A 20,651-nucleotide genomic window follows, 5' to 3' on the forward strand; every position below is an offset into this window, starting at 1 on the left:
GGAAACTCAGCCCAGAACCTGGGAGAACCGCAGGTGATTACCCCAGGGATCGCGGAAGCCGCAGTCGCGTACCCCGTACGGCTGGGTCAGCGGCTCCTGCCCCACCGCGACACCGGCGTCACGCAGTCGGGCGAACACCGCGTCCACATCCTCGGTGGTGAAGATCAGCGTGCTCTGCGCACCCGAGGCGAGCCGGGCGCGGGAGGCCTCGGCCATCTCCGGCACCGGAACCATCTCGGGATTCTCCAGGATGAATTCGATACCGGGCTGGGCCACCGGGCCGACCGTCAGCCAGCGGCCGCCGCCGAACGCCATGTCCTGGCGTACCTCGAGGCCGATGACGTCACGGTAGAACTCCAGGGCCTGCTGCTGGTCGCCGACCAGCAGGGAGACGTGGGTCAGGACGAAATCTTTTCCGTTGCTCATGGGATTCTCTTTCCTCGATGTCGAGCGGGACAGTACTGAGGACGGAGGTCGCGCACGAAGCTCATCGGTCGCCGCGAAGAAATTTTCCGCGTGATCCTCACCATCGCCCGGGGCGGGACTACAGCGACCTGATGACCCGTGCCGGATTCCCCGCGGCGAAGACCCGGTCGGGCAGATCGCGGGTGACCACGCTGCCCGCGCCGACGACGGTGTCCTCACCCACGGTGACGCCGGGACAGACGATCACCCCGCCACCGAACCACACATTGTCACCGATTCGGATGGGCGCCGCGGATTCCCAACGCTGCCTGCGCATCTCGTGATCGTTCATCGGATGCAGCGCGATCAGCAACTGGCAGCGCGGGCCGATCGACACGTCGTCGCCGATAACGATCGGCGCACAATCCAACAGGATCGCGTCGTAGTTCAGGAAACTGTTCGCGCCGATCTCGATGAGGAAACCGTAGTCGCACTGGAATCGGGGCATGATCCAGGAGCCCGCGCCGAACGCGCCGAACAACTCGCGCAGCAGTTCGCCACGCCGCTGCTCCTGCTCGGCCTCGGTCCTGTTGAACGCGTCGCAGAGCCGCTGGGCCCGGCGACGGTCGGCCACCAGTTCCGGATCACTGTCGCGGTAGAGCTCGCCGCGCAGCATCCGTTCCTTCTGCTCGCCCATTCGGCCAGGCTAGCGGTGCGGGACCGGCGAACCGGTCAACCCGCCGAATTGACCCCGATGCGGCGGTCCGCGTTCCGGTTCGACAGGACCAGCTCGAGCAGTGCCACCAGCACGTTCCGCACCGAATCGCGATGTCTGGCATCGCATTCCAGCAGCGGAATCCGGTCTTCCAGGCCGAGCGCCTCACGCACCTCGTCCAGTTCGAACTGCTCGCCGTTCTCGAAGCGGTTGACCGCGACCACGAACGGGGTCTTGTGCTCCTCGAAGTAGTCGAGCACCGGATAGCAGTCCTCGACCCGGCTGGTGTCGAGCACGATCACCGCGCCGAGCGCGCCGTCGATCAGGTCGTCCCAGAGGAAGACGAAACGATCCTGGCCGGGGGTGCCGAACAGGTACAGGATCAGCGAACTGTCCAGCGTGATGCGCCCGAAATCGAGCGCGACGGTGGTCGTGGTCTTCTCGGTGCGGTGACCCGGGTCGTCGACACCGAGCGCCATATCGGTCATCGCGGCCTCGGTGACGAGGGGTTCGATCTCGGAGATGGCGCCGATGAAAGTGGTCTTTCCGACGCCGAATCCGCCGCTGACGACGATTTTCACGGACGAGGGCATGGGGCCCTCGTCCGACGGCTCCCCGGCGGTGGGCGGCCGATTTTCAGAGTGCCCGTACAAGGTCTCTGATCCTCTCGATGGCAGCGGTGGAAAGTTCTGGTTCCTGGCGAACCGTAACGTACCCTCGGCTCGCCAGGTCACTGACGACGACCGTGGCGACGCCGACCGGCACCCGCAGGACCGTCGCGATCTCGGCAATGGAATGCGGTGCCTGACAGAGTATTACGACAGTGCGCTGTTCGAAACGCAGCGGTGCCGACAGCGCGGCGCGCGACGCCTGTACGAGGGTCTCGATACGCAGTCCGTCCACCAGCGGCGTGGTCCGGCCCTCGGTCACCATGAAGGGCCGGACGACCGGCTCGTAGACCTCCGGTGAGCCCGGATTCGGCTCGTCCTGCCCGAACCACCCCGAGGGCCGTGTCGCGGGATTCGTCCGATGCTCCGGCGGCCTCGGCCGGTCGGAATCTCTCATCTGCGCAACTTCTCTCGTAATTCGGTGATCAGCGCGGGTTCGAGAAGCGCACCGGCCCGGTCCGCCAGTACCGCCATCTCGTATCCGACCAGGCCGACATCGCATCCGCCGTCGGCGATGACCCCGAGGCAGCTGCCGTCACCGAGCGCCGAGACCAACAGGAAACCGCGTTTCATCTCGATCATGATCAGCTTCAGTCCGTCGAACTCGTAACTGCGCGAAGCGCTTCTGGCGAGCCCGGCCAAGCCGGACACCATCGCGGCGAGTCGATCGGCCCCCGCCCGGTCCAGCCCGTCCGACATGGCGATCAGGAGTCCGTCGGAGGACACGGCGACGGTATCGCGCACACCGTCGGTATTGCGGACGAAATTCGCCAACAGCCAGTTGAAGGCGTGCGGGTCCGTCGCGGTCTGCAGATGTGTGGTCACAAACTCCCCTTGCTCGATCTCGATAGGACTGGTGCCGCAACCGGGTGGACGTTCCCGGCCCGGGTTCACGTCTCGGTGGCGCCGGAGTTCTCGTCCCGCGAGAGCACCCTGCGCTGCGGTAGGCGCGGCTGCTCGTCGGGTGCCGCGGCGGACGGCGGCGGCCACGTTCGCGGCAGTTGCCCGCCCCGCACGGGCGGGGTCCGCGGTGCAGCGGTCGGCCGTCGCGACAGTTCGTCCGCCGTCACCGCCCCGGTCGATGTCGACGGCGAATCCGCGGGCGGCGTCGCTCCCCCGGCCTCGAGCGCGGGTGCGCGGAACCCCGGCGACGGTGCGCGCTGCCCCCGAAACGCTGTGGAGCGCACCGCGTCGGAACGCTGAGGCAGCGCGGGGAACGCCGGAACGCCCCCGTTCCCGCGCGCAGCGGCATTCGACGGGTCCGCACCGGCCGGAGTTCGCGCCGCGCCAGATGACTCCGTCGAATTCGGTTCCGCTGGAACGTTGCTCGCGGGACGTGGCCGAGCCGTTCCCGGCGGCAGACTGCCCGCCGGATGCGGCCCCGGACTCGACGGCATGATGCCGACCGGACGTTGCCCTGCGGGCGGCACGATTCCCACGGGACGTGGACCTGTTGTCGGCGACACGGTGCCCGCCGAACCCGAAGGCAAGATCCCCGCCGGAACCGACCCCGAACCCGACGCCGGACCGGACGGCATGGCGCCGATCGGACGCGCGTGTTCAGCCGAGGACGCCGGTCGGCCTTCGAGCGGCGGAGCGGCTCCGGTCGGCAGCGCAGCTGCGGCGGACGACACAGCTCCGGGGGGAGACACACCTCCGGTCGGCGACGCAGCCGCGATGGGCGCACCTCGGGTCGGTGGCACAGGCGCGATGTGTGACACCTCACCGGTCACCGTCACGGCTGCACTCTGCGGCACACCTCCGGTCGCTGACGCAGCTCCGGTCGGCGGCCGCACCGCATCCGGGGGCACGGCCGCACTCGGGCGTTGCGAGACCTCCGCTCTCGGCCGTTGCGCCGTGGCCGACGGCAGTGCGTCACCTGGCGCCGGCACGGCACCCACCGGGCGCGAAAAGCCCTCCGACGGCCCCTGCTGGCCCTGCGCGCTCCCGGGGGCTGTCTGGATCGGGCGTGACGGCGTATCCGACGCCACAGACCCGGCCGGGCCCGAGGACGCGGCGCCGCGTCGAGGCCCGGTATTCGTCACGGGGGTACGACGTTGCGGTACGGCTGCGGAGGCCGGGCCATTCGTGCGGGGCGGGACCGGACCGGCCGGTGACTCCACGGGGGTGGGGCGCGAGGACGAGGGTCGGTTCGCCGGTGGGCGGTCATCGGTCTGCACGCTCTTCTGCATTCCGGTGCGGAACGCGGACAGCATGCCGCGTACTTCGTCGGGCGAGCGGTCGGGGACGGGGGTGCTCGGCGGACGCGGCGGCATCGGCCGTGCGGCGGGAGCGGCTGCGCCCCGGTTGCGTTTGACGCGTTTGACCAGGCCGTTGCGGGTGCGCTCGACGGGGGGTGCGGGTTCGGCTGCCGGACTCTCCTCGTCGGCGACGTTCCACCAGGCGGTGGTGCTCGGCGCCGGCTGTTCGGCGGCGCGCGGTGTCGAATCCGTTCCGGTCGACGGGGCGACTCGACCCGCCTCCGACGGTGAAGCGATGTCGTGCCGGTTCCGGTTCTCGTCGTGCCCCGACACGGATCGTCCGGTCGAAACCGAGGAAACCGGAGCGGACGTTGTCGCGGCCGGGTCGTCCGCTCGCCGGGAAGTGCGGGAGGTCCCCGCCGCGTGGGCGGGAGTTCCGCTCGCCCAACCGTTGCGGGCCGCCGCGGCGGCAGATCCGGGAGCGTCATCGGCGGGGGCGGAATGTGCGGGGCGACGCTCGCCGGATTCGTGCGCCTCGCCTTTCGCGTCGTCGGACGGACGGGCCGCGACGAGGACGCCACTCTCGAAATCGGCGGAATCCGATGTCGACGAGTCATGTGGAACCGAAGATTCGCCCGTCGGCGCACTCTCACCCGATTGACCGCGGTTGCCGACGAGAATCTCCGGCGGAATGCGCAATCGCGCCACGATTCCGCTCACGGGCGAAGTATTCAATTCGATATCGATACCGTGGCGCCCGGCCAGGCGGCCGACGACGTAGTGACCGAGGTAGCGGGTGGGAGCCACCAGGAAATCGCGATCACCGCGCAATCGCGCATTGGCTTCGGCCAGATGGTCGGCCGACATACCGACACCGTGGTCGACGACCGCGATCACATAGTCGTTCCCGGTTTTGCGGCCGTGGACCTCCACCTCCATATCCGGTGGGGAGAAGGCCAATCCGTTCTCGATGAGTTCGGCGAGAATATGCGCCAGCTCACTGACCACCGCACCGGTGACCGTCACATCATCGATGCGCCGCAGCACCACGCGGCGATAGTCGTCGACTTCGGACAAACCGGCACGGATCACGTCGACGAGCGGAATCGGCTCGGCCCAGCGGCGCGGACTCTCCGAACCCACAAGCACGAGCAGACTTTCGGCATTGCGCCGCATGCGGGTGGCGAGATGGTCGAGTTCGAAAAGGTTGGACAGGGTCTTGGGATCCAGCTCACCCTTCTCGAATTCGCTGATCAGGCCCAATTGGCGGCGCACCAGATTCTGATTGCGCCTGGCCAGGTTGGACATGGATTCGGTGCTGTTGCGACGCAATACCGCCTGCTGCGAGGCGAGTTCGAACGCGGTTGCCTGCACCCGGTCGAGAGCGCCTGCCACGGCGGCGATCTCGATACCGGCGCCGGAGGGCACCCGCACCGGTTCGGGGGGATCCGGCGGGGTATCGCCCGCGGTGTGCCAGGCGGCGATCACGTCGGGCAGGCGATGGCTCGCGACCTCGTCGGCTTCGGCGGCCAACGCGGCCAGCGGCCGCACGATGGCCCGCATACTCGCGAGCACCAGCGCGATCTCGGCGGCGATCGCGATCAGCGCGACGACGAGGAGTCCACCGAGCCACAGTGCCGCGTCCCGGCGCAATTCGGCCGCGCGGGCACGCACCGAGTCGCCGATCGTCTGCTGGACCGCGCGTTCCTGATCGATGACCGCGGTCATCTGCGACCACCACGCGATCGCGTCCACCTTCCGCACCAGCGGTCCGGCCGCGGATTCGATCGCGACATTCTCCGATTCCGTTGCCTGCACCGCGTTCTCGCTGAGCAACGCCGCGTCGAGCATGGACTGCTGCGGGGGTGTGGCGTCGCGGGCGAACGCCGAGAGCGCCGCGACTTTCGCCGCGCGGATGTCGAGGAATTGCACGTACTCCCCCGGCGCGAATTCCTCCGCCGCGAAGACTCCGTTGAGGAATCCGCGCTGCCTGGCCGTCTGTTCTTTGGCTTCACCGAGCGCGTAGAGCGTCTGCAATCCGTGCCTGACCTCGGCATCACTGGCCTGATCGAGTCCGAGCCGCAGGTGGTTGAGCGCGTTGATGCCGTCGGTATAGAACTGGAAAGCGGCGGGGCGCGCGATCCGCCGCGCGTCGATCTGAACCCGCGTCGCACCCAGGGCGGCGAACTGCCCCACCGCCGAACGCACCTGTGCCGTACCGGGTGCCGTGCCCGCCATCGCGTCGTCGAGCGCCCGCAGGGCACGGTCGGTATTGCCGCGTTGGTCGACAACCGCGTTCTGCAATCTGCCGTCACCGCCGAGCCAGCCGTTGCTGAGGCCGCGTTCACGCTGCGCCTCGTGCAGCACGTCCTGCACGGTCAGCGCCAAGGCGACCGCGTCGACGGTGTCACCGCTGTCCCGGTAGTCCCCCGCGTACCGGGCGATACTCGAGCCGAGCAGCGCCGAGACCAAAGCCAGCGATACCAACACGATTCGGGCGAGCTGCCCGCGAATGGTGCGGGGCCGCATCGGACTTCCCGTACGGAGGAGCCGCGTCCGACGGGGACTGTGATGCGCGACACTCGTTGAGCCACCGGGCTTTTCCGTACCGAAAGGTAACCGCACCACCTTGCTCCTCCGAACTCCAGCGCACCGCCCTCCCCCGCCGATCGGACGGAAAGTGAGGAGAACGCTGCCACAGTGGAGCGAAGCGCGTCAACGCGAAATGCGGACAAAACGGACACCTGGAATGTTTGTAAACACGCTGGTAATCAGTAGGTTCCGGAATGTCCATCCGCTCACAAGACAGGCCTGCTCGATGTGACTTTCGAGCGGTTGCCGAACGGACGCGCAAACAGGGCGCGTCGGTGCACCGGAATGCCCGATCCAGTGGCTCGCTCGGCCCGGCCGCGTCGTTCCGCCGCAGCGCTGTCCTCGATCCGGCGAAAGCGCGCACAGTCCGAACCCGTGGCGACCTCCGACGAGGGCACCGGCAGCTCGGTGCGCGAACAGTCGCCGATCAGCGGTGATCGGGATGATCGTCCACCCAGCCCATTCGGGACGCTTTCGTCAAACCCCAGGTGTACGGCGATTTCCGAGGCGATCACAGTGGGCGGTCTCGCCCGGATCGGGGTGTCGTCCGCCCCTGATAAAGTCGGGCAATCCGAGTCGTCGCGGGTCGAGAGGGTGGGGATGACGCATCGATGGAAGTTCGTGCTGGTTGCGGCTGTGATCGCGCCCGGGTTGATGGCGTGTGAGAGTTCGACCAGTGGGAGTCCGACCAGCGTGAGTGCCGTGCCGGTCGAGTTGTTCGATCCGTGCACGGGGATACCCGATGACGCGCTTCAGTCCGCCGGTGTCGACCCGGCATCAGAAGAGCGTGGAATAGCAGGTGTGGATCAGTCAGGCTGGAAAATCTGCACTTGGAAGGGCGCGAGGTACTACATCACCGTGTTCTCCACCGGCCGTACTGTATCGGAGTTCGAGCAGAAGCCCGGCAATGTCGACTTTCGGGATGTGACAATCGCCGGCCGTAACGGCAGGGAATTCCGCGTTGCCGGTGCCAGCAAAGAACTCGGCTGCGACGTTCTGCTACCTGCACAACAAGGTGTCCTGCAACTTCGGATCACCAATAAGGCGTCATCGGGTAATCCCGAGGATCCATGCAGCGTGATCAACCGAGTCGGTGATTCGGTAATACCGGTTCTACCGAACTGAGCACAAGGGGGGATCGAATGAGTTCTGAGGACGTATCGCGCTGGCAGCAGTTCGCTGAGCAGGCACGGTCAGGCGAGTTGTACCTCGAGAGCGAGGAAGCGGCACGACAGTGCCTGGCCGCCTGCGACAAGCGCGCGGATGAACTCGACGACCTTCTGGTGTACGCCAGAAACGCACAGAACGTCTCCGGCTTCGGCGATTTCGATATGGCCAATGACCTCGTCAAACAGTTCCTCGGCCAAGCCACCGGCGAAGACAATTCGATCGACAAGATCATTCTCGAGCACATCGAGGTGGTCAAAGATATGGGGGAAATCATGGCACTGTCGATCAAACGTATCACCGGTCAAGATGTCACCAATTCAGCGCACTTCAACACCAACACCGAAGCGATGGGATAACCCATGGGATTCGGAATGTTCGAATGGAGCGCCGGCGACCTCGGCTCCGCCATGCTCGAGAACCTCACCGACTTCATCGCGGGCGAGGAACGTAAACCCGGTGTCGATCCCTCCGCGGTCCAGAACAAGTACAACCAGCAGCGCGACGGTGTGCGCGACGATGCGTCCGGCATCGGGTTCCAAGGCGCCTACCGACCGCAATCGGTGCATCGGACCGATGATTTCGACCGCCCGGGCACCGCGGAACTGCGAGCGAAAGTCGACCGGATCGACATCGCGGCGGTGGACAACCTCGCCACCGCGTGGAACGAGATCGGCAAACGTGCCGAGACCTCGCTGAACAATTTCACCAACGCGATGAAACGCGCGACGGACGAGGGCATTTGGCGTGGCGCTTCGCGGAATGCGGCAGCGAAGGCCGTCAGCGATTACGGCACCGAGGCGGTGCAACTGTCCAATGCCGCGAAGTTGACCGCCAACAAGGTGGCCGAACTCAAATCCGGTCTGGAGCCGACCAAAGCCCTGGTACCGCACGCCCCCGACCTGCGCTCCAATGTCGAGAACACCCGCCATTGGATCGCCGGGCGCGGATGGCGCGACAACCAGGAGGCGATCGATTCCGCGCACACCGAAGCGGTGCGGGTTTTGCGGACGGTGTACGCCCCCGTCATCAAGGAGACCGACACCAACGTCCCGGTGATCCCCAAACCGACCAACCCGACCTCGAACAACACCGATATCCCTACCGGCGGTGGCGATCCCACGCAACAGCGGAGCAAGAGCCCGACGACGAATCCGGCGTCCGGTTCCGAGAATCCGCAGAGTGAGAAGCCCTCGGAAACCCCCACGAATCCGCAGGGCTCCGACCAGGCTTCGCCGACTTCCTCGCAGTCGACGAACCCGTCATCGCAGCAGCAGAGCGCCAAATCCGATTCTCCCGCCACCAATCCGGCGGGCGCGAACCCCACGGGGACCAATCCGGCGTCGGCGAATCCGACGGGGACCAATCCCGGCTCCCGGGGCGGTTCGGGATCCGGTTCGCCGACGTCGGGCAGCCCCGGTAGCGGTTCGTCCACGCCGTCGCCCGGACGCTCGGTGACCGGCACTCCGGTCGCGGCCGGTCTGTCGGCGGGTGCCGCGACGAACGCGGCCGCGGCGTCGAGCACGGGGCGTAACGGCATGGGCGGTATGGGTTCACCCGGTTCGCGCGGCGGCGGCAAGGACGACGAGTCGAGCAAAGGTATCCCGGACTATCTGATCAATCAGGAGAACGGCGAGCAGGTCACCGGACTGGATTCCCTCCCGGGAACCGTCCCGCCGGTCATCGGCGCGTGAGACAGAACGGCGGGAATCTCGCATGACGACGCTGCGGCGGTGGCGTTTCACCGCGCTCGAATTCCGGGTGCTCTGGGAGTCGACCGGGCGCGATGTGCTGCCCTACCCACTCCAACATCGTTCGACCGAGCGATTCCAGGAGGATTTCGATCGTCTGCGCCGGGCCGCCGCGCAGACCGTGGTCCCGCAGATGGACGACGATCTGGTGCGGGCGGTGGAAGTACTGCTGAATCCCGAGGCCAGGGTGGAGGTGGCCGGATTTCGCGGCGGCGCCGACCGTCGCAAGATCAGGGCGCACGGCGGGACGCATTTCCAGCACGCGGCGGTCGCCGTCCAAGCGCCCGGGATCGACCACGACCGCGGCGCCGAGGTCGACCTGCTGCTGCTCGATGCCGACGATCTCGCTCCCGCCGTGCTCACGGCGATTCCGGATTGCCGTGCCGGACAGGGGAAACCGATGCAGGTTCCGGTCGAGGAATTGGAGAAGCCGCCGCCGGTGGTCCGCGACGCGTGGCGGCCGACGGTGCGTGAGGAATTCGACCGGTTCTTCGCGCGCGGGACCACGGCGACCACCCATATCGGTGTGTATCCGCTCGGCAGCGTCGACAATCGGCATATCGGTGGGCGTAAGGATTTCCAGATCACCGATTTCGAGGACGACGGCCGCTACGTCAGTTTCGGCAGTCGCGTGGTGACCGTGAAACCCACCGACAGGCAACGGATCACCGCGACCATGCGCGAGATGATCAACCGTACCGTCACCGAGGTCCGCAACGGCGATCACCGGCCGCGCTGAGCGAGCGCCGCGAACGGCTCATCCCGCGAGGATCGCGAGTACCGCCTCCGAGGTGTAGAACGGCGCGAGACGTTCCCTGATCAGCCCGGCCAGGACGCCGTTGCGCTTGGCGCCCTCGATGACGGCGGGACCGTAGCGCAGGATCTCGGTGGCGATATCGTCCCCGGTCAGACCGAGTTCGGGCAGCATGGCCGCGAGGGTGTAGTCGCCGTACTTCTGGAAGAAGACCTCGACACATTCGTCGAGAAGCAGGCCGAAATACGGCTTCTCCCTGGTGGTGACGGCGATCTCGTAGCAGAGCAGGACGAGTTCGTTCAGATCCTTGCGGGTCAGGTATTCGCGCAACCCGCTGACGGGCTCGTCGGCGTGCAGATCCCAGAATTCCATCGCGGCCGAATGCACCGGCGCGTCACGCAACATCTCTCGGATGGCGTTGTTCGTGCGTTTGAGGGCGAACAGGGCGCCCTTGCCCGCGAGATCACCGACGAAACTGTTGTCGGCGACCTTCTTGGCCCGATTGGCCGCCGACTGGCCCAGCGACATCAGCGAGGAGACACCGGGAATCTTCTCGGCGCGCTCCCGATTCGCGGCGACGAAATCGTTGATGAGTTTGTCCACGAATTTCGCGGCGACGGTGGCGACCAGCGGGCTCTCGGTCAGCCGGTCCAGGATGCGTTCCTGGGCCTGGTGCATGGCGAAGATCTTCTCCAACAGCGCCTCGACCGGCTCCCGGTCGACCACCTGACCGAGCGTGTACTCGTTGTTCTCGGCGATATTGTCGTAGATCGAATCGGCGAAGACGCCGACCATATCCGCGATGACCGGGCTGCCGCCGATCAGGTCGACGATGGTGCGCACCGTCTGCTTCGCCTGGTCGATGTCCACGATCTCGCGGAAAACGAGGGTGTCGGCGACCCCGAGTACGGACTCGATATCGCGGCCGACGACCTCCGCGAAGCGGTCGCCGGTCACCTCGCCGAGCAGGAATTCCACCTGGGCGTCGAGCAGCCGTTCGGCGATCTCACGCGGTTCGCTCATCGAGTTCCATCCATATCTGCGGTCCGGGCCGCGCTGTCACGAATCGACGTCGTTGCCGCGCACCGATTTCCGTATCTGGTCCAGACGGTCGCGCGCGGCTTTCTCACGCGCCTCGAATTGTTCTTCGGCGCTGCGGCCCGCCGGGGTCTGCCGGTCGAGTTCGCCCATCCCCTGCGCGGTGCCGAAGCGCTGCTCGACCTTATCGCGAACAGAGTCGAAGGATGGCACCCCCGAGGGCGAATATCCGCCGATCGTAGTGCTGCCGGGAATACCGGTCGCCGGTACCGGTACCGGCGGTACCGGAATATCGCCCCCTACCTGCCGCGATCCCGGGTCCGGCGCGGGCGCGTCATGCGACGTCGACGGACCGGTGGTGGGACTCACATCATCGATCAGTTCCGCATGATGGACGCCCGAGGACTCCTCCAGCGCGTTTCGCAGCGCCCAGAGACCGGGCCGTCCGGCCACCACGGGTCGCAGGACAGCCACCAGTTCCGCGTCCGACAACGCCGCCAGTCTCGCGGCGATATCGCTGTAATCACTCATGTGGCCAGGTTACGAGCACCCGTGCCCGACCCGATGACCTCGGCAAACACCGTCACGTGCCGAGAACGTCCCCGGCGAAGCCACGCACGAGTCCCATCCATCGTCCGCCGTCGCCGGCGATCAGGTCGTTGTGGCCCGCGCCGGGGAACACCTCCAACCGCTTCGGCTCGGGCGCGGCGGCGTACAGCCGTTCGGCGTGACGCAGCGGGAGCAGTTCGTCGCGATCGCCGTGCATGATCAGCACCGGTGCGCGCAGCGTGCGGATCCGCCGCAGGCTCGGGTAGGCGTCGGGAACGAACGGGCTCGGCAGGTACGGGTAGATCGACCGGGCCGCGTCCCGGATGCCGGTGAAGGTGGACATCAGGATCAAACCGGCGGGCGGATGCTCGGTGCACAGTTCGAGCATGACGCCGCCGCCCAGCGACTTGCCCAGATACAGCACCCGTTCCGGGTCGACGCCCCGTTGCCCGAGCAGACTCCGGCGCGCGGCGCGTACGTCGAGATAGGTGCCGTGTTCGGTCGGGTGGCCGGTGCTGCGCCCGTATCCGCGATAGTCGAATGCCAGGACGTCCAGGCCCATTTCGGTGAGCAGCGCGAAGATCGGCACGCGATCGCCGATGGTGCCGCCGTTGCCGTGGGCGAAAAGGATGTGCCCCCGGGAGCGCGGTGCGGGCATCCACCATCCGTGCAGGGACTCGCCGTCGTCGGTTCGCAACGACAGATCGGTATACGACATACCGAGGACGGCGGGTGTGCGCGAGACCTGTCGCTCGGGCATGAACGTCAGCGCGTTGAGAATCGGGGCGGCCGGATGTCGCATGTCCTCTTCATACTCGGCCCGCGCCGTCGGCGACAGTTCGCCGGACCGGAAATCCGGTCAGTTCTCGATGACGTCGACCCCGCGCCAGAACGCGACCCGGTCGCGGACCTGCTCCGCGGCGCTCTTCGGTTCCGGGTAGAACCAGGCGGCATCGGGATTCTGCCGACCGTCGACCGTCACCGTGTAGTAAGAGGCCGTGCCCTTCCACGGACATACCGAGTGGGTGTCGCTCGCGGTGAAGTACTCCCTGTTGATCGACTCCGCCGGGAAATAGTGATTGCCCTCCACCACGACCGTGTCGGCGCTCTCGGCCAGTACCACGTCGTTCCACAGTGCCCGCACGCTCATCCGAACCTCCGCTGTCGTCGCCACGGCCACGCCGGTCACGTCGCCGTCCCTGCTATCGGAAAACCGTCCACACGGCTCGCGAAATTCCCCGCTGACCACACCGGCGCACATAGCGGCCGCACCGGCTCCGCCGCGTCGGCGGGTGATCAGCGAATACGGTCTCCGCCCGTCGAGCACGCGATTCGCGAACTCTCGCTCACCCCGCGCCGCGGAGACCCCACCGCGCGGATGGGGTCTCCGTGACGGCATCAGCCGCGCAGTACGGCTCCGACGGATTCCGCGGCAGCGGCGACCGCGGCGTCGCGCGCCGCACTCGCCTCGTCTTCGGTCAGGGTCCGGTCCTGCGCGCGGAAGCGCAGGGCGTAGGTGAGGGATTTGCGGCCCTCACCGGCCTGCGCGCCCTCGTAGACGTCGAACAGGGCGATGTCCTCGAGCAATTCGCCGCCACCACCGCGCAGCGCGGATTCGACCGACGCGGCGGCGACGGTTTTCTCCACGCTCACCGACACGTCCTGCAAGACCGCGGGGAACGGGGATACCACGGGCACGGGACGCGCCTCGACCAGCGGCAGCGCGTCCAGGTCGAGTTCGAGCGCGCAGGTGCGCGGGGGCAGACCGGCGCGCTCGAGCACCGCCGGATGCAGTTCACCGGCGTAACCGACGACAACGCCGTCGACCAGCAGTTCCGCGCAGCGACCGGGATGCCACGGCAGGTAATTCGCCGCACGTCGCTCGAATGTCACTCCGGCCGCGTCGGCGACCGTATCCGCGAGGGCGAACGCGTCGGCGGCCTCGGCCTGACGTCCCGGCCCCCACGGACCGCGCGGCTCGCGACGCCCGGTCAGCACCGCGGCGACGTGTACCGGCTGGGCGGGCAGCGAGTCGATGAGTTCGGCGATCTGCTCGTCGGTCGGCCTGCGGTCGACCGGCAGCGCCGCCACGGCCCTGGTGTCCGCGCCGGGGAGCACGACCTGCGCGATGCCGTAGAGGGTGAGGTCGCGCGCGCCGCGCGAGATATTGCGGGCCGCCACCTCCAGCAGTCCGGGCAGCAGGGTGGTGACCAGTTCGGCGCGCTCGACGTCGAGCGGGTTCAGCACCCGGGTGGTCGCCCGGCGCGGATCGTCGGCATCGAGGCCCCAGACATCGAAGACACCGGCGGCGAGGAACGGCGGCGCGGGCACTTCGATGCCGCCCGCGAAGGCGAGCGCGCGGCTGACCGCACGACGGCGACGCTGGGTCGCGGTCAGCCCGCGACCGGCCGGGGCACTGGGCAGCACGGACGGGATCTGCTCGAGGCCCTCCAGCCGCAGCACCTCCTCCACCAGGTCGGCGGGCTGGGTCAGATCCGGCCGCCAACTCGGCGGGGTCACGACGAGCTGACCGTGTCCGGTCTGCTCGTCGACGGAAACCTCGACGGTGCAACCGATCTGGGCCAGACGACGCGCCGAGGTGCCGGTCGGGTAGGTGATACCGGCGACCCGATCGGCCAGGTCGATATCGATGCGGATCGGCGCGGGCGCCGCCACCGGAACCCGGACATCGGTCAGTTCGGCCGCGATGGTGCCGCCGGTGATATCTGCGAGCAGGGAGGCCGCGCGATCGAGCGCGGCGATATTGATCTCCGGATCGACGACGCGCTCGTACCGCTTCCCCGCCTCGGACACCAGTTTGTGCCTGCGCGAGGTCCGGTAGATCAGCAGCGGGTTCCAGGTGGCGGCCTCGAGCAGCACGTCGACGGTGTCGTGGCCGACCTCGGTGGTCGCCCCGCCCATCACACCTGCCAGCGAGATGACGCCGGAATCGTCGGCGATGACCACGTCCTCGGCGTCGAGGGTGCGTTCCACCTCGTCCAGGGTGCGCAGCGTCTCACCCCGGTTGGCCGTCCGCACCACCAGCGCGCCGTTGACCTTCGCGGCGTCGAAGGCGTGCAGCGGCTGACCGAGTTCGAGCATCACGTAGTTGGTGACGTCGACCGCGGGCGAGATCGGGCGCACTCCGGCCAGCAGCAGTCGACGCTGCAACCACCACGGACTGACCGCCGACTGGTCGATGCCGATGACCCGACGCGCCGCGAAACGGGTGCACTGCGACGACGGCTCCAGCCGCACCGCCCAGGCGTCCTTCTCGTCGTCGGGCAGGGTTCGCACCGCGAGATCGGCGTATTCCAGGTCGAAACCGCAGGCCAGTTCCCTGGCCAGGCCGCGCGCGGAGAAGCAGTAGCCGCGGTCGGGGGTGATGTTCAGTTCGATGACGGTGTCACCGAGGCCGAGCAGTTCGTTGGCGTCGGTGCCCGGTTCCGCGGTTCCCGGCTCGAGCACCAGGATGCCGCTGTGATCCTTACCGATGCCGAGTTCGGCGACCGAGCAGATCATGCCGTTGGAGACGTGACCGTAGGTCTTGCGCGAGGAGATCGCGAAACCGTCGGGCAGCACCCCGCCCGGCAGCACCACCACGACCAGATCGCCCACGGCGAAATTACTCGCGCCGCAGACGATCTCCTGCGGTTCGGGATTGCCGACGTCGACCTTGCAGAAGCGGATCGGCTTCTTGAACTCGGTCAGTTCGGTGATCTCGGCGACCCGGCCGACGACAAGGGGTTTGTCGATATCGCCTGTCACCCGCCGGAGTTCGTCGACCTCCTCGACCTCGAGGCCGACTCGGACGAATCCGGCATCCAGTTCCTCCGGCGTCACCGACCACTCGGGGGTGGTGCGCTGGATGATTTCGGTCAGCCAGGACTGCGCTACTCGCACTTGACGTTTCGCTCTCTCGATCGAAGGAGGGTCAGGACCGGATACCGAAGGGCTGCGTGAAACGCACGTCGCCCTCGACGATGTCGCGCATGTCCGGGATGCCGTTGCGGAACTGCAACGTCCGCTCCAGGCCCATGCCGAACGCGAACCCGCTGTACACCTCGGGATCGATCCCGCTGGCGATCAGCACCTTCGGGTTCACCATGCCGCAGCCACCCCATTCGACCCAGCCCGCGCCGCCCTTCTTGTCCGAGAACCACACGTCGACCTCGGCGGAAGGCTCGGTGAACGGGAAGTAGTTGGGGCGCATACGAGTACGCGTTTCCGGCCCGAACAGCGCGCGCGCGAACGCGTCGAGCGTTCCGCGCAGATGCGCCATGGTCAGGCCCTTGTCCACGGCCAGCCCCTCGACCTGGGAGAAGACCGGGGTGTGGGTGGCGTCGAGTTCGTCGGTGCGGAAGGTCCGGCCGGGACACACCACGTAGATGGGCAGTTCGCGCGACAGCATGGAGCGGACCTGCACCGGGGAGGTGTGGGTGCGCAGCACCTGGCGCGACCCCTCGGGGGCGATGTGGAAGGTGTCCTGCATGGTGCGGGCCGGGTGATCGGGGAGGAAATTGAGCGCGTCGAAGTTGAAATGCTCGGTCTCGACCTCGGGCCCCTCGGCGACCTCCCAGCCCATCGCGACGAAGACGTCGGCGACCTGCTCGGAGATGACGGTGATCGGATGACGCGCGCCCACTGGCAGTCGCCGCGCGGGCAGGGTCACGTCGATCGCCTCGGCGACGAGCACCGCCGCGTCGCGTTCGGCCAGCAGGGCCGCGCGCCGCGCCTCGAACGCCTCGGAGACGCGCGCACGGGCGACGTTCACCCGCTTGCCCGCGTCGGCCTTCTCCGATTTGGGCAGACCGCCCAGCGCGCGCTGGGCCAGCGCGATCGCGGCCTTGCCGCCGAGATGCTCGGTCTTGGCCACCGCCAGCGCGTCCAGATCGGCGGCGGCAGCGAACGCCTTCTCGGCCGCCGCCGCGGCAGCGGCCAGCGACTCCTCGGTCAGCGCCGGATCCTGCACGGCGGCGTCTTTCGTGTCGTCGGCCACGATGGTTCGTCTCTCCCGTTGGGGTCGGTTCACAGGGGCTCGGCTGATTGCCCACCCACATTGCTGCTGGTGGAATCCTATTGGATGGGGCATTTCGGATTCACATGGATTACCCGCTGTCCGCGGCCCCACTCGTCGACCACGCATGTCGGCGCCGTGATATTCGGCTATCCGCCCAGGCGACGGCATGTTCGGACCGGGTTCACCCGGTCCGGCCGACCGGGCGCGGCGTAGCGGAAGCGCCGACACACCGCGCCGGTCGAAGACCTGTCAGAGCGATGCCTCGATACGGCGCGGCAGCATCAGCGAGACCACCGTGCCGACACCGACGATGCCCGCGCCGACCCAGACCGCGGGCACGAGACCGTCGACGTAGTCCTGCGGGGAGGTATAGGAACCGCGCGAGGCGAAGACCGAGGCGAGGACCGCGACGCCCATCGCCACGCCGACCTCGCGGATCGTGCTGTTGGTCCCCGAGGCCATCGCGCGATCCTGCGGCACCGCGCTGGCCATGATGACGGTCGAAGTCGGCGCGAAGGTGAGACCCATCCCGATGCCGGCGAGCAGGAACGGGGGCACCAGGTTCACGTAGTCGAGATCGACGGTGGTGACGAGGGCGATCCAGGCCAGCGCGGCGGTCAGCAGCAACTGTCCGGTGGCGAGCAGGGTGCGCGCGCCGACGCGGTCGACGATCAGACCCGCGATGGGCGCGACCACCATCGGCGCGAGCGTCCACGGCATCGTGCGGATCCCGGATTCGAGCGGGTTGTAGCCCTGCACCACCTGGAAATACTGCGCGAGCAGGAAGATCGAGCCGAAGACGCCCACCGAGAACGTGAACCCGGTGACATTGCCGACCCGGAAGGCGCGTGAACGGAACAGGCGCAGCGGCAGCATGGGGTTCGGGGTGCGCAGTTCCCAGTAGATCAGGGCCGCCAGCAGTGCCGTGCCGCCGACGAAGGCGCCGAGCACGCCCGCCGAGGTCCAGCCGCCCTCCGCGCCGTGGATCACGCCCCACACCAGCGCGAGCACGCCACCCGAGGCGAGCACCAACCCCAGCGGGTCGAGTCGCCGCGCGTCGCCGAAGGATTCACCGAGTACCCGTGCCGCGAAGATCAGCGCGAGCAGTCCGATCGGCACGTTCACCCAGAAGATCCACTGCCAGTTCAGGCCTTCCACCACGGCACCGCCGACCAGCGGCCCGACCGCGACGCCGAGACCGGCGATACCGCCCCAGATGCCGATCGCCGCGCTGCGCATCCGTTCGGGCACCGCCGCCGACAACAGGGTGAGCGACAGCGGCATCACACCCGCCGCGCCGAGCCCCTGCACCGCCCGCGCCGCGATCAGCATCCACGGATCCGCGGCCAGCGCGCACGCCGCCGAGGCGATCGTGAACAGCGCGATACCGGCGAGGAACACACGTCGGTGACCGAGCCGATCACCGACTGCCGACGCGGTGAGCAGCAACGACGCGAACGACAGCGTGTAGGCGTTGACGAACCATTGCAGGTCGCTCAGCGAGGCCCCGAGTTCGGTGCGAATGATCGGCAGCGCGTTCGTGACCACCAGATTGTCCAGCGTGACCATGAACATCGGAATGCCGACGGCGACCAGTACCGCGGCGAGCGGCCATGTGCGGGCGACCGCGGGCGCGGCGACCTCTTCGACGGTTTCGGTCATGCCCACTCCTACAAGTTGTTATTCACTGATAACCAATTGAAGAGTATGCATTCACTGATAACATGTCAATGCCGAGTGGAAGGAGCACGATGACCGGTTCGACCAAGCCCAGAATGACCGCGACCGAACGCAGCGCCGAGGTACTGACCGCGGCGGTGAGCGCCTTCTCGGAATCCGGCTACGCCGCGACGAAAACCGACGACATCGCCCGGCGCGCAGGCGTGTCCCAGCCGTATGTCATCCGGCTGTTCGGCACCAAACAGCAACTGTTCCTGGCCGCCGTCCGCAGCGCGTGCGACCGGATCGAGGAGGTGTTCCACGAAGCCGGAAATGCGATCCCGCCCGACGCCACACCCGAAGAGGCGTTACGCGAACTCGGCGCCGCCTACGACGTCTTCCTGGCCGAACGTGAACTGCCGCTGGTCATGCTGCACGGCTTCGCCGCCAGCGCCGACCCCGCCATCGGCGGTCCGGTCCGCGAGCGCTTCGGGCAGATCTTCGCCCTGATCAAGGAGCTCAGCGGCGCCCCGACCGCGGATACGCGCCGCTTCCTTTCCACCGGAATGCTGCTCACGGTGATGACAGCCATGCGGGTCGCGGGCCCCGACGCGATCGCCGTCGACTGGGCGACCGAACTACTCGACGATCTCGTCGACCGGCCGGATTGAACGCATGCCTTCGCCACCGAACCGAAAACGGTTCAGCCGGTGGCAGCACGGAGGCAACGGGAGGCCGCGCGAGCGGGCGGTATGCAGTGGGACATGGCACGGCGATCAGCGGCCGAGGGGTCGGGCGCACCGAAATAGGGCAGTACACCCGAGAATCCCACCGGCCCGACTATTTCGCGTGCCGCACGCGCGAACTCGCGTACAGGCAGATCGCGGCAGCGGCGGCGAGATTGAGACTTTCCGCGCGCCCGTGGATGGGGATGCGGATGCGGTGATCGGCGCGAGCGGCGGCGGCGGGATCGAGGCCGTGCGCCTCGTTGCCGAACAGCCAGGCGACCGGGCCCGCGAGCAATTCGTCGGCCTCTTCCAGATCGACCTCACCGTCGGCGGCCGTCGCGAGGAGCGAGATGCCCGACGCGGCAATCGAATCGAGGGTTTCGGCGATATCGCGTCCGCGTGCCACCGGCACGTGGAAAAGGCTGCCCGCGCTCGCGCGCACGCATTTGCCGTTGTGCGGATCGACGGTCTCCCCCGCCAGCACGACGCCATCGACGCCGACCGCGTCGGCGACCCGGATCAGCGTGCCCGCGTTGCCCGGTTCGGCGATCTCGACGGGAACGGCGAGGATGCGCGGGCCGGAGGCGAGCACGTCCGACAGCGGCACGTCGACCAGATCGCACACCGCGACCAGTCCCGGCGCGGTGACGGTCTCGCCGAGATGCTGCGCCGCGCGATCACCCACCAGGGTGACGCGAACCCCCGAGGCGGCGGCACCGGCGACCAGTTCGTGTTCCCGGTGCGCGGCGGCGGCGGAGTAGAACAGTTCGCGCACCCGCCCGGTGTCGAGGGCGGCGGCGACCGAATTCGCCCCCTCGGCGAGGAACTGCCCGGTTTTGCGGCGCTGCGCCGCGCGATGGAGCTTCACAGCCGAAACGACCCGCGGGTTGCGCTCGGAAAGCGCGTCCGCGGGTCGTTCCGGAGAAGATGTCGAGCTCATGACGTCGTCATGCCTCGGCACACAGCGATATCGCCGTGTCGATTCACGCAGCAGGCGCGTTGACGTCGGCGGGCAGCGCGGCCTTGGCGACCGCGACCAGGCCCGCGAACGCCTCGGCGTCGGAGACGGCGAGCTCGGCGAGAATCTTGCGGTCCACCTCGACACCCGCGGCCTTCAGGCCCTGGATGAAGCGGTTGTAGGTGATGTCGTTGAGGCGCGCCGCGGCGTTGATGCGGGCGATCCACAGCTTGCGGAAGTCACCCTTGCGCGCCCGGCGGTCCCGGTAGGCGTAGGCGAGCGAGTGCAGCTGCTGTTCCTTGGCCTTGCGGTAAAGCCGTGAGCGCTGGCCCCGGTAGCCCTTGGAGGCCTCGAGGATGGAACGGCGCTTCTTCTGAGCGTTGACGGCCCTTTTGACGCGTGCCACTGGTCAGTCCTGTTCGAAGTAGGGGGCGCGGTCGTCGCGC

At 67.8% G+C, this 20,651-nt stretch carries 20 protein-coding genes; 5 read left to right on the forward strand and 15 right to left on the reverse strand.

The window, feature by feature from the left end; translation table 11 throughout:
- Positions 1-6: 6 nt before the first annotated feature.
- The 6 genes from JZ792_RS15315 to JZ792_RS15340 all read right to left on the reverse strand — a co-directional run bounded on the left by JZ792_RS15315 (position 7) and on the right by JZ792_RS15340 (position 6,518).
- A complete protein-coding gene (locus tag JZ792_RS15315; protein WP_109529908.1) occupies positions 7-426 on the reverse strand; it encodes a VOC family protein in 420 nt (139 codons plus the stop codon).
- A gap of 118 nt (positions 427-544) precedes the next feature.
- Positions 545-1,102, reverse strand: a complete 558-nt coding sequence (locus JZ792_RS15320) for a sugar O-acetyltransferase (protein ID WP_216911140.1) — start codon at positions 1,100-1,102, stop codon at positions 545-547.
- 35 nt (positions 1,103-1,137) lie between these two features.
- A complete protein-coding gene (locus JZ792_RS15325) occupies positions 1,138-1,713 on the reverse strand; it encodes a GTP-binding protein (RefSeq protein ID WP_216911141.1) in 576 nt (191 codons plus the stop codon).
- A 43-nt stretch (positions 1,714-1,756) separates the two neighbouring features.
- Entirely contained in the window at positions 1,757-2,185 is a 429-nt protein-coding gene (locus tag JZ792_RS15330; protein WP_216911142.1) for a DUF742 domain-containing protein, read from the reverse strand.
- On the reverse strand, positions 2,182-2,613 hold the full coding sequence (locus tag JZ792_RS15335; protein WP_109529904.1) for a roadblock/LC7 domain-containing protein: 432 nt from the start codon (positions 2,611-2,613) through the stop codon (positions 2,182-2,184). The genes JZ792_RS15330 and JZ792_RS15335 overlap by 4 nt, the downstream gene beginning before the upstream one ends.
- Before the next feature lie 65 nt (positions 2,614-2,678).
- Positions 2,679-6,518: a sensor histidine kinase gene (locus JZ792_RS15340; protein WP_216911143.1), complete on the reverse strand. Its 3,840-nt coding sequence runs from the start codon at positions 6,516-6,518 to the stop codon at positions 2,679-2,681.
- A 438-nt stretch (positions 6,519-6,956) separates the two neighbouring features.
- Between JZ792_RS15340 and JZ792_RS42955 the strand changes: the two genes are divergently transcribed.
- From JZ792_RS42955 to JZ792_RS15360, 4 genes are read left to right on the forward strand one after another with little or no spacing between them, the layout of a single operon-like run.
- Positions 6,957-7,706 carry a DUF3558 domain-containing protein gene (locus JZ792_RS42955; RefSeq protein ID WP_308165309.1) on the forward strand — a complete coding sequence of 250 codons (750 nt, stop codon included), beginning with the start codon at positions 6,957-6,959 and terminating at the stop codon, positions 7,704-7,706.
- Between the two features lie 17 nt (positions 7,707-7,723).
- A complete protein-coding gene (locus JZ792_RS15350; protein ID WP_216911144.1) occupies positions 7,724-8,107 on the forward strand; it encodes a hypothetical protein in 384 nt (127 codons plus the stop codon).
- A gap of 3 nt (positions 8,108-8,110) precedes the next feature.
- Positions 8,111-9,442 (forward strand): hypothetical protein, encoded by a 1,332-nt coding sequence (locus tag JZ792_RS15355; RefSeq protein ID WP_216911145.1) that lies wholly within the window; start codon positions 8,111-8,113, stop codon positions 9,440-9,442.
- A gap of 22 nt (positions 9,443-9,464) precedes the next feature.
- Positions 9,465-10,238: an ESX secretion-associated protein EspG gene (locus JZ792_RS15360; protein WP_216911146.1), complete on the forward strand. Its 774-nt coding sequence runs from the start codon at positions 9,465-9,467 to the stop codon at positions 10,236-10,238.
- Positions 10,239-10,256: 18 nt separating this feature from the next.
- Here the strand turns inward: JZ792_RS15360 and JZ792_RS15365 are convergent, their stop codons facing one another.
- The 7 genes from JZ792_RS15365 to JZ792_RS15395 all read right to left on the reverse strand — a co-directional run bounded on the left by JZ792_RS15365 (position 10,257) and on the right by JZ792_RS15395 (position 18,522).
- Complete coding sequence (locus JZ792_RS15365; protein ID WP_216911147.1) at positions 10,257-11,276, reverse strand: hypothetical protein; 1,020 nt, start codon at positions 11,274-11,276, stop codon at positions 10,257-10,259.
- Positions 11,277-11,312: 36 nt separating this feature from the next.
- On the reverse strand, positions 11,313-11,822 hold the full coding sequence (locus tag JZ792_RS15370; RefSeq protein ID WP_216911148.1) for a PspA/IM30 family protein: 510 nt from the start codon (positions 11,820-11,822) through the stop codon (positions 11,313-11,315).
- 52 nt (positions 11,823-11,874) lie between these two features.
- On the reverse strand, positions 11,875-12,642 hold the full coding sequence (locus JZ792_RS15375) for an alpha/beta hydrolase (RefSeq protein WP_216911149.1): 768 nt from the start codon (positions 12,640-12,642) through the stop codon (positions 11,875-11,877).
- A 57-nt stretch (positions 12,643-12,699) separates the two neighbouring features.
- The gene (locus tag JZ792_RS15380) at positions 12,700-12,990 is read right to left on the reverse strand and encodes a DUF427 domain-containing protein (RefSeq protein ID WP_216911150.1); all 291 of its coding nucleotides are present in this window, start codon (positions 12,988-12,990) and stop codon (positions 12,700-12,702) included.
- A 248-nt stretch (positions 12,991-13,238) separates the two neighbouring features.
- Complete coding sequence (gene pheT / locus JZ792_RS15385) at positions 13,239-15,743, reverse strand: phenylalanine--tRNA ligase subunit beta (RefSeq protein ID WP_216911151.1); 2,505 nt, start codon at positions 15,741-15,743, stop codon at positions 13,239-13,241.
- Positions 15,744-15,774: 31 nt separating this feature from the next.
- A complete protein-coding gene (gene pheS / locus JZ792_RS15390) occupies positions 15,775-16,839 on the reverse strand; it encodes a phenylalanine--tRNA ligase subunit alpha (RefSeq protein WP_216911152.1) in 1,065 nt (354 codons plus the stop codon).
- 270 nt (positions 16,840-17,109) lie between these two features.
- Positions 17,110-18,522: an MFS transporter gene (locus JZ792_RS15395; RefSeq protein WP_216911153.1), complete on the reverse strand. Its 1,413-nt coding sequence runs from the start codon at positions 18,520-18,522 to the stop codon at positions 17,110-17,112.
- Between the two features lie 89 nt (positions 18,523-18,611).
- Between JZ792_RS15395 and JZ792_RS15400 the strand changes: the two genes are divergently transcribed.
- Positions 18,612-19,190 (forward strand): TetR/AcrR family transcriptional regulator, encoded by a 579-nt coding sequence (locus JZ792_RS15400; protein ID WP_216911154.1) that lies wholly within the window; start codon positions 18,612-18,614, stop codon positions 19,188-19,190.
- Between the two features lie 169 nt (positions 19,191-19,359).
- Here the strand turns inward: JZ792_RS15400 and JZ792_RS15405 are convergent, their stop codons facing one another.
- The gene (locus JZ792_RS15405; protein ID WP_216911155.1) at positions 19,360-20,187 is read right to left on the reverse strand and encodes a TrmH family RNA methyltransferase; all 828 of its coding nucleotides are present in this window, start codon (positions 20,185-20,187) and stop codon (positions 19,360-19,362) included.
- A gap of 43 nt (positions 20,188-20,230) precedes the next feature.
- Positions 20,231-20,611 (reverse strand): 50S ribosomal protein L20, encoded by a 381-nt coding sequence (gene rplT / locus JZ792_RS15410; protein ID WP_109529892.1) that lies wholly within the window; start codon positions 20,609-20,611, stop codon positions 20,231-20,233.
- Between the last annotated feature and the right edge of the window lie 40 nt (positions 20,612-20,651).

The organism is Nocardia noduli (genome assembly GCF_019038455.1).
GTDB lineage: Bacteria > Actinomycetota > Actinomycetes > Mycobacteriales > Mycobacteriaceae > Nocardia > Nocardia noduli.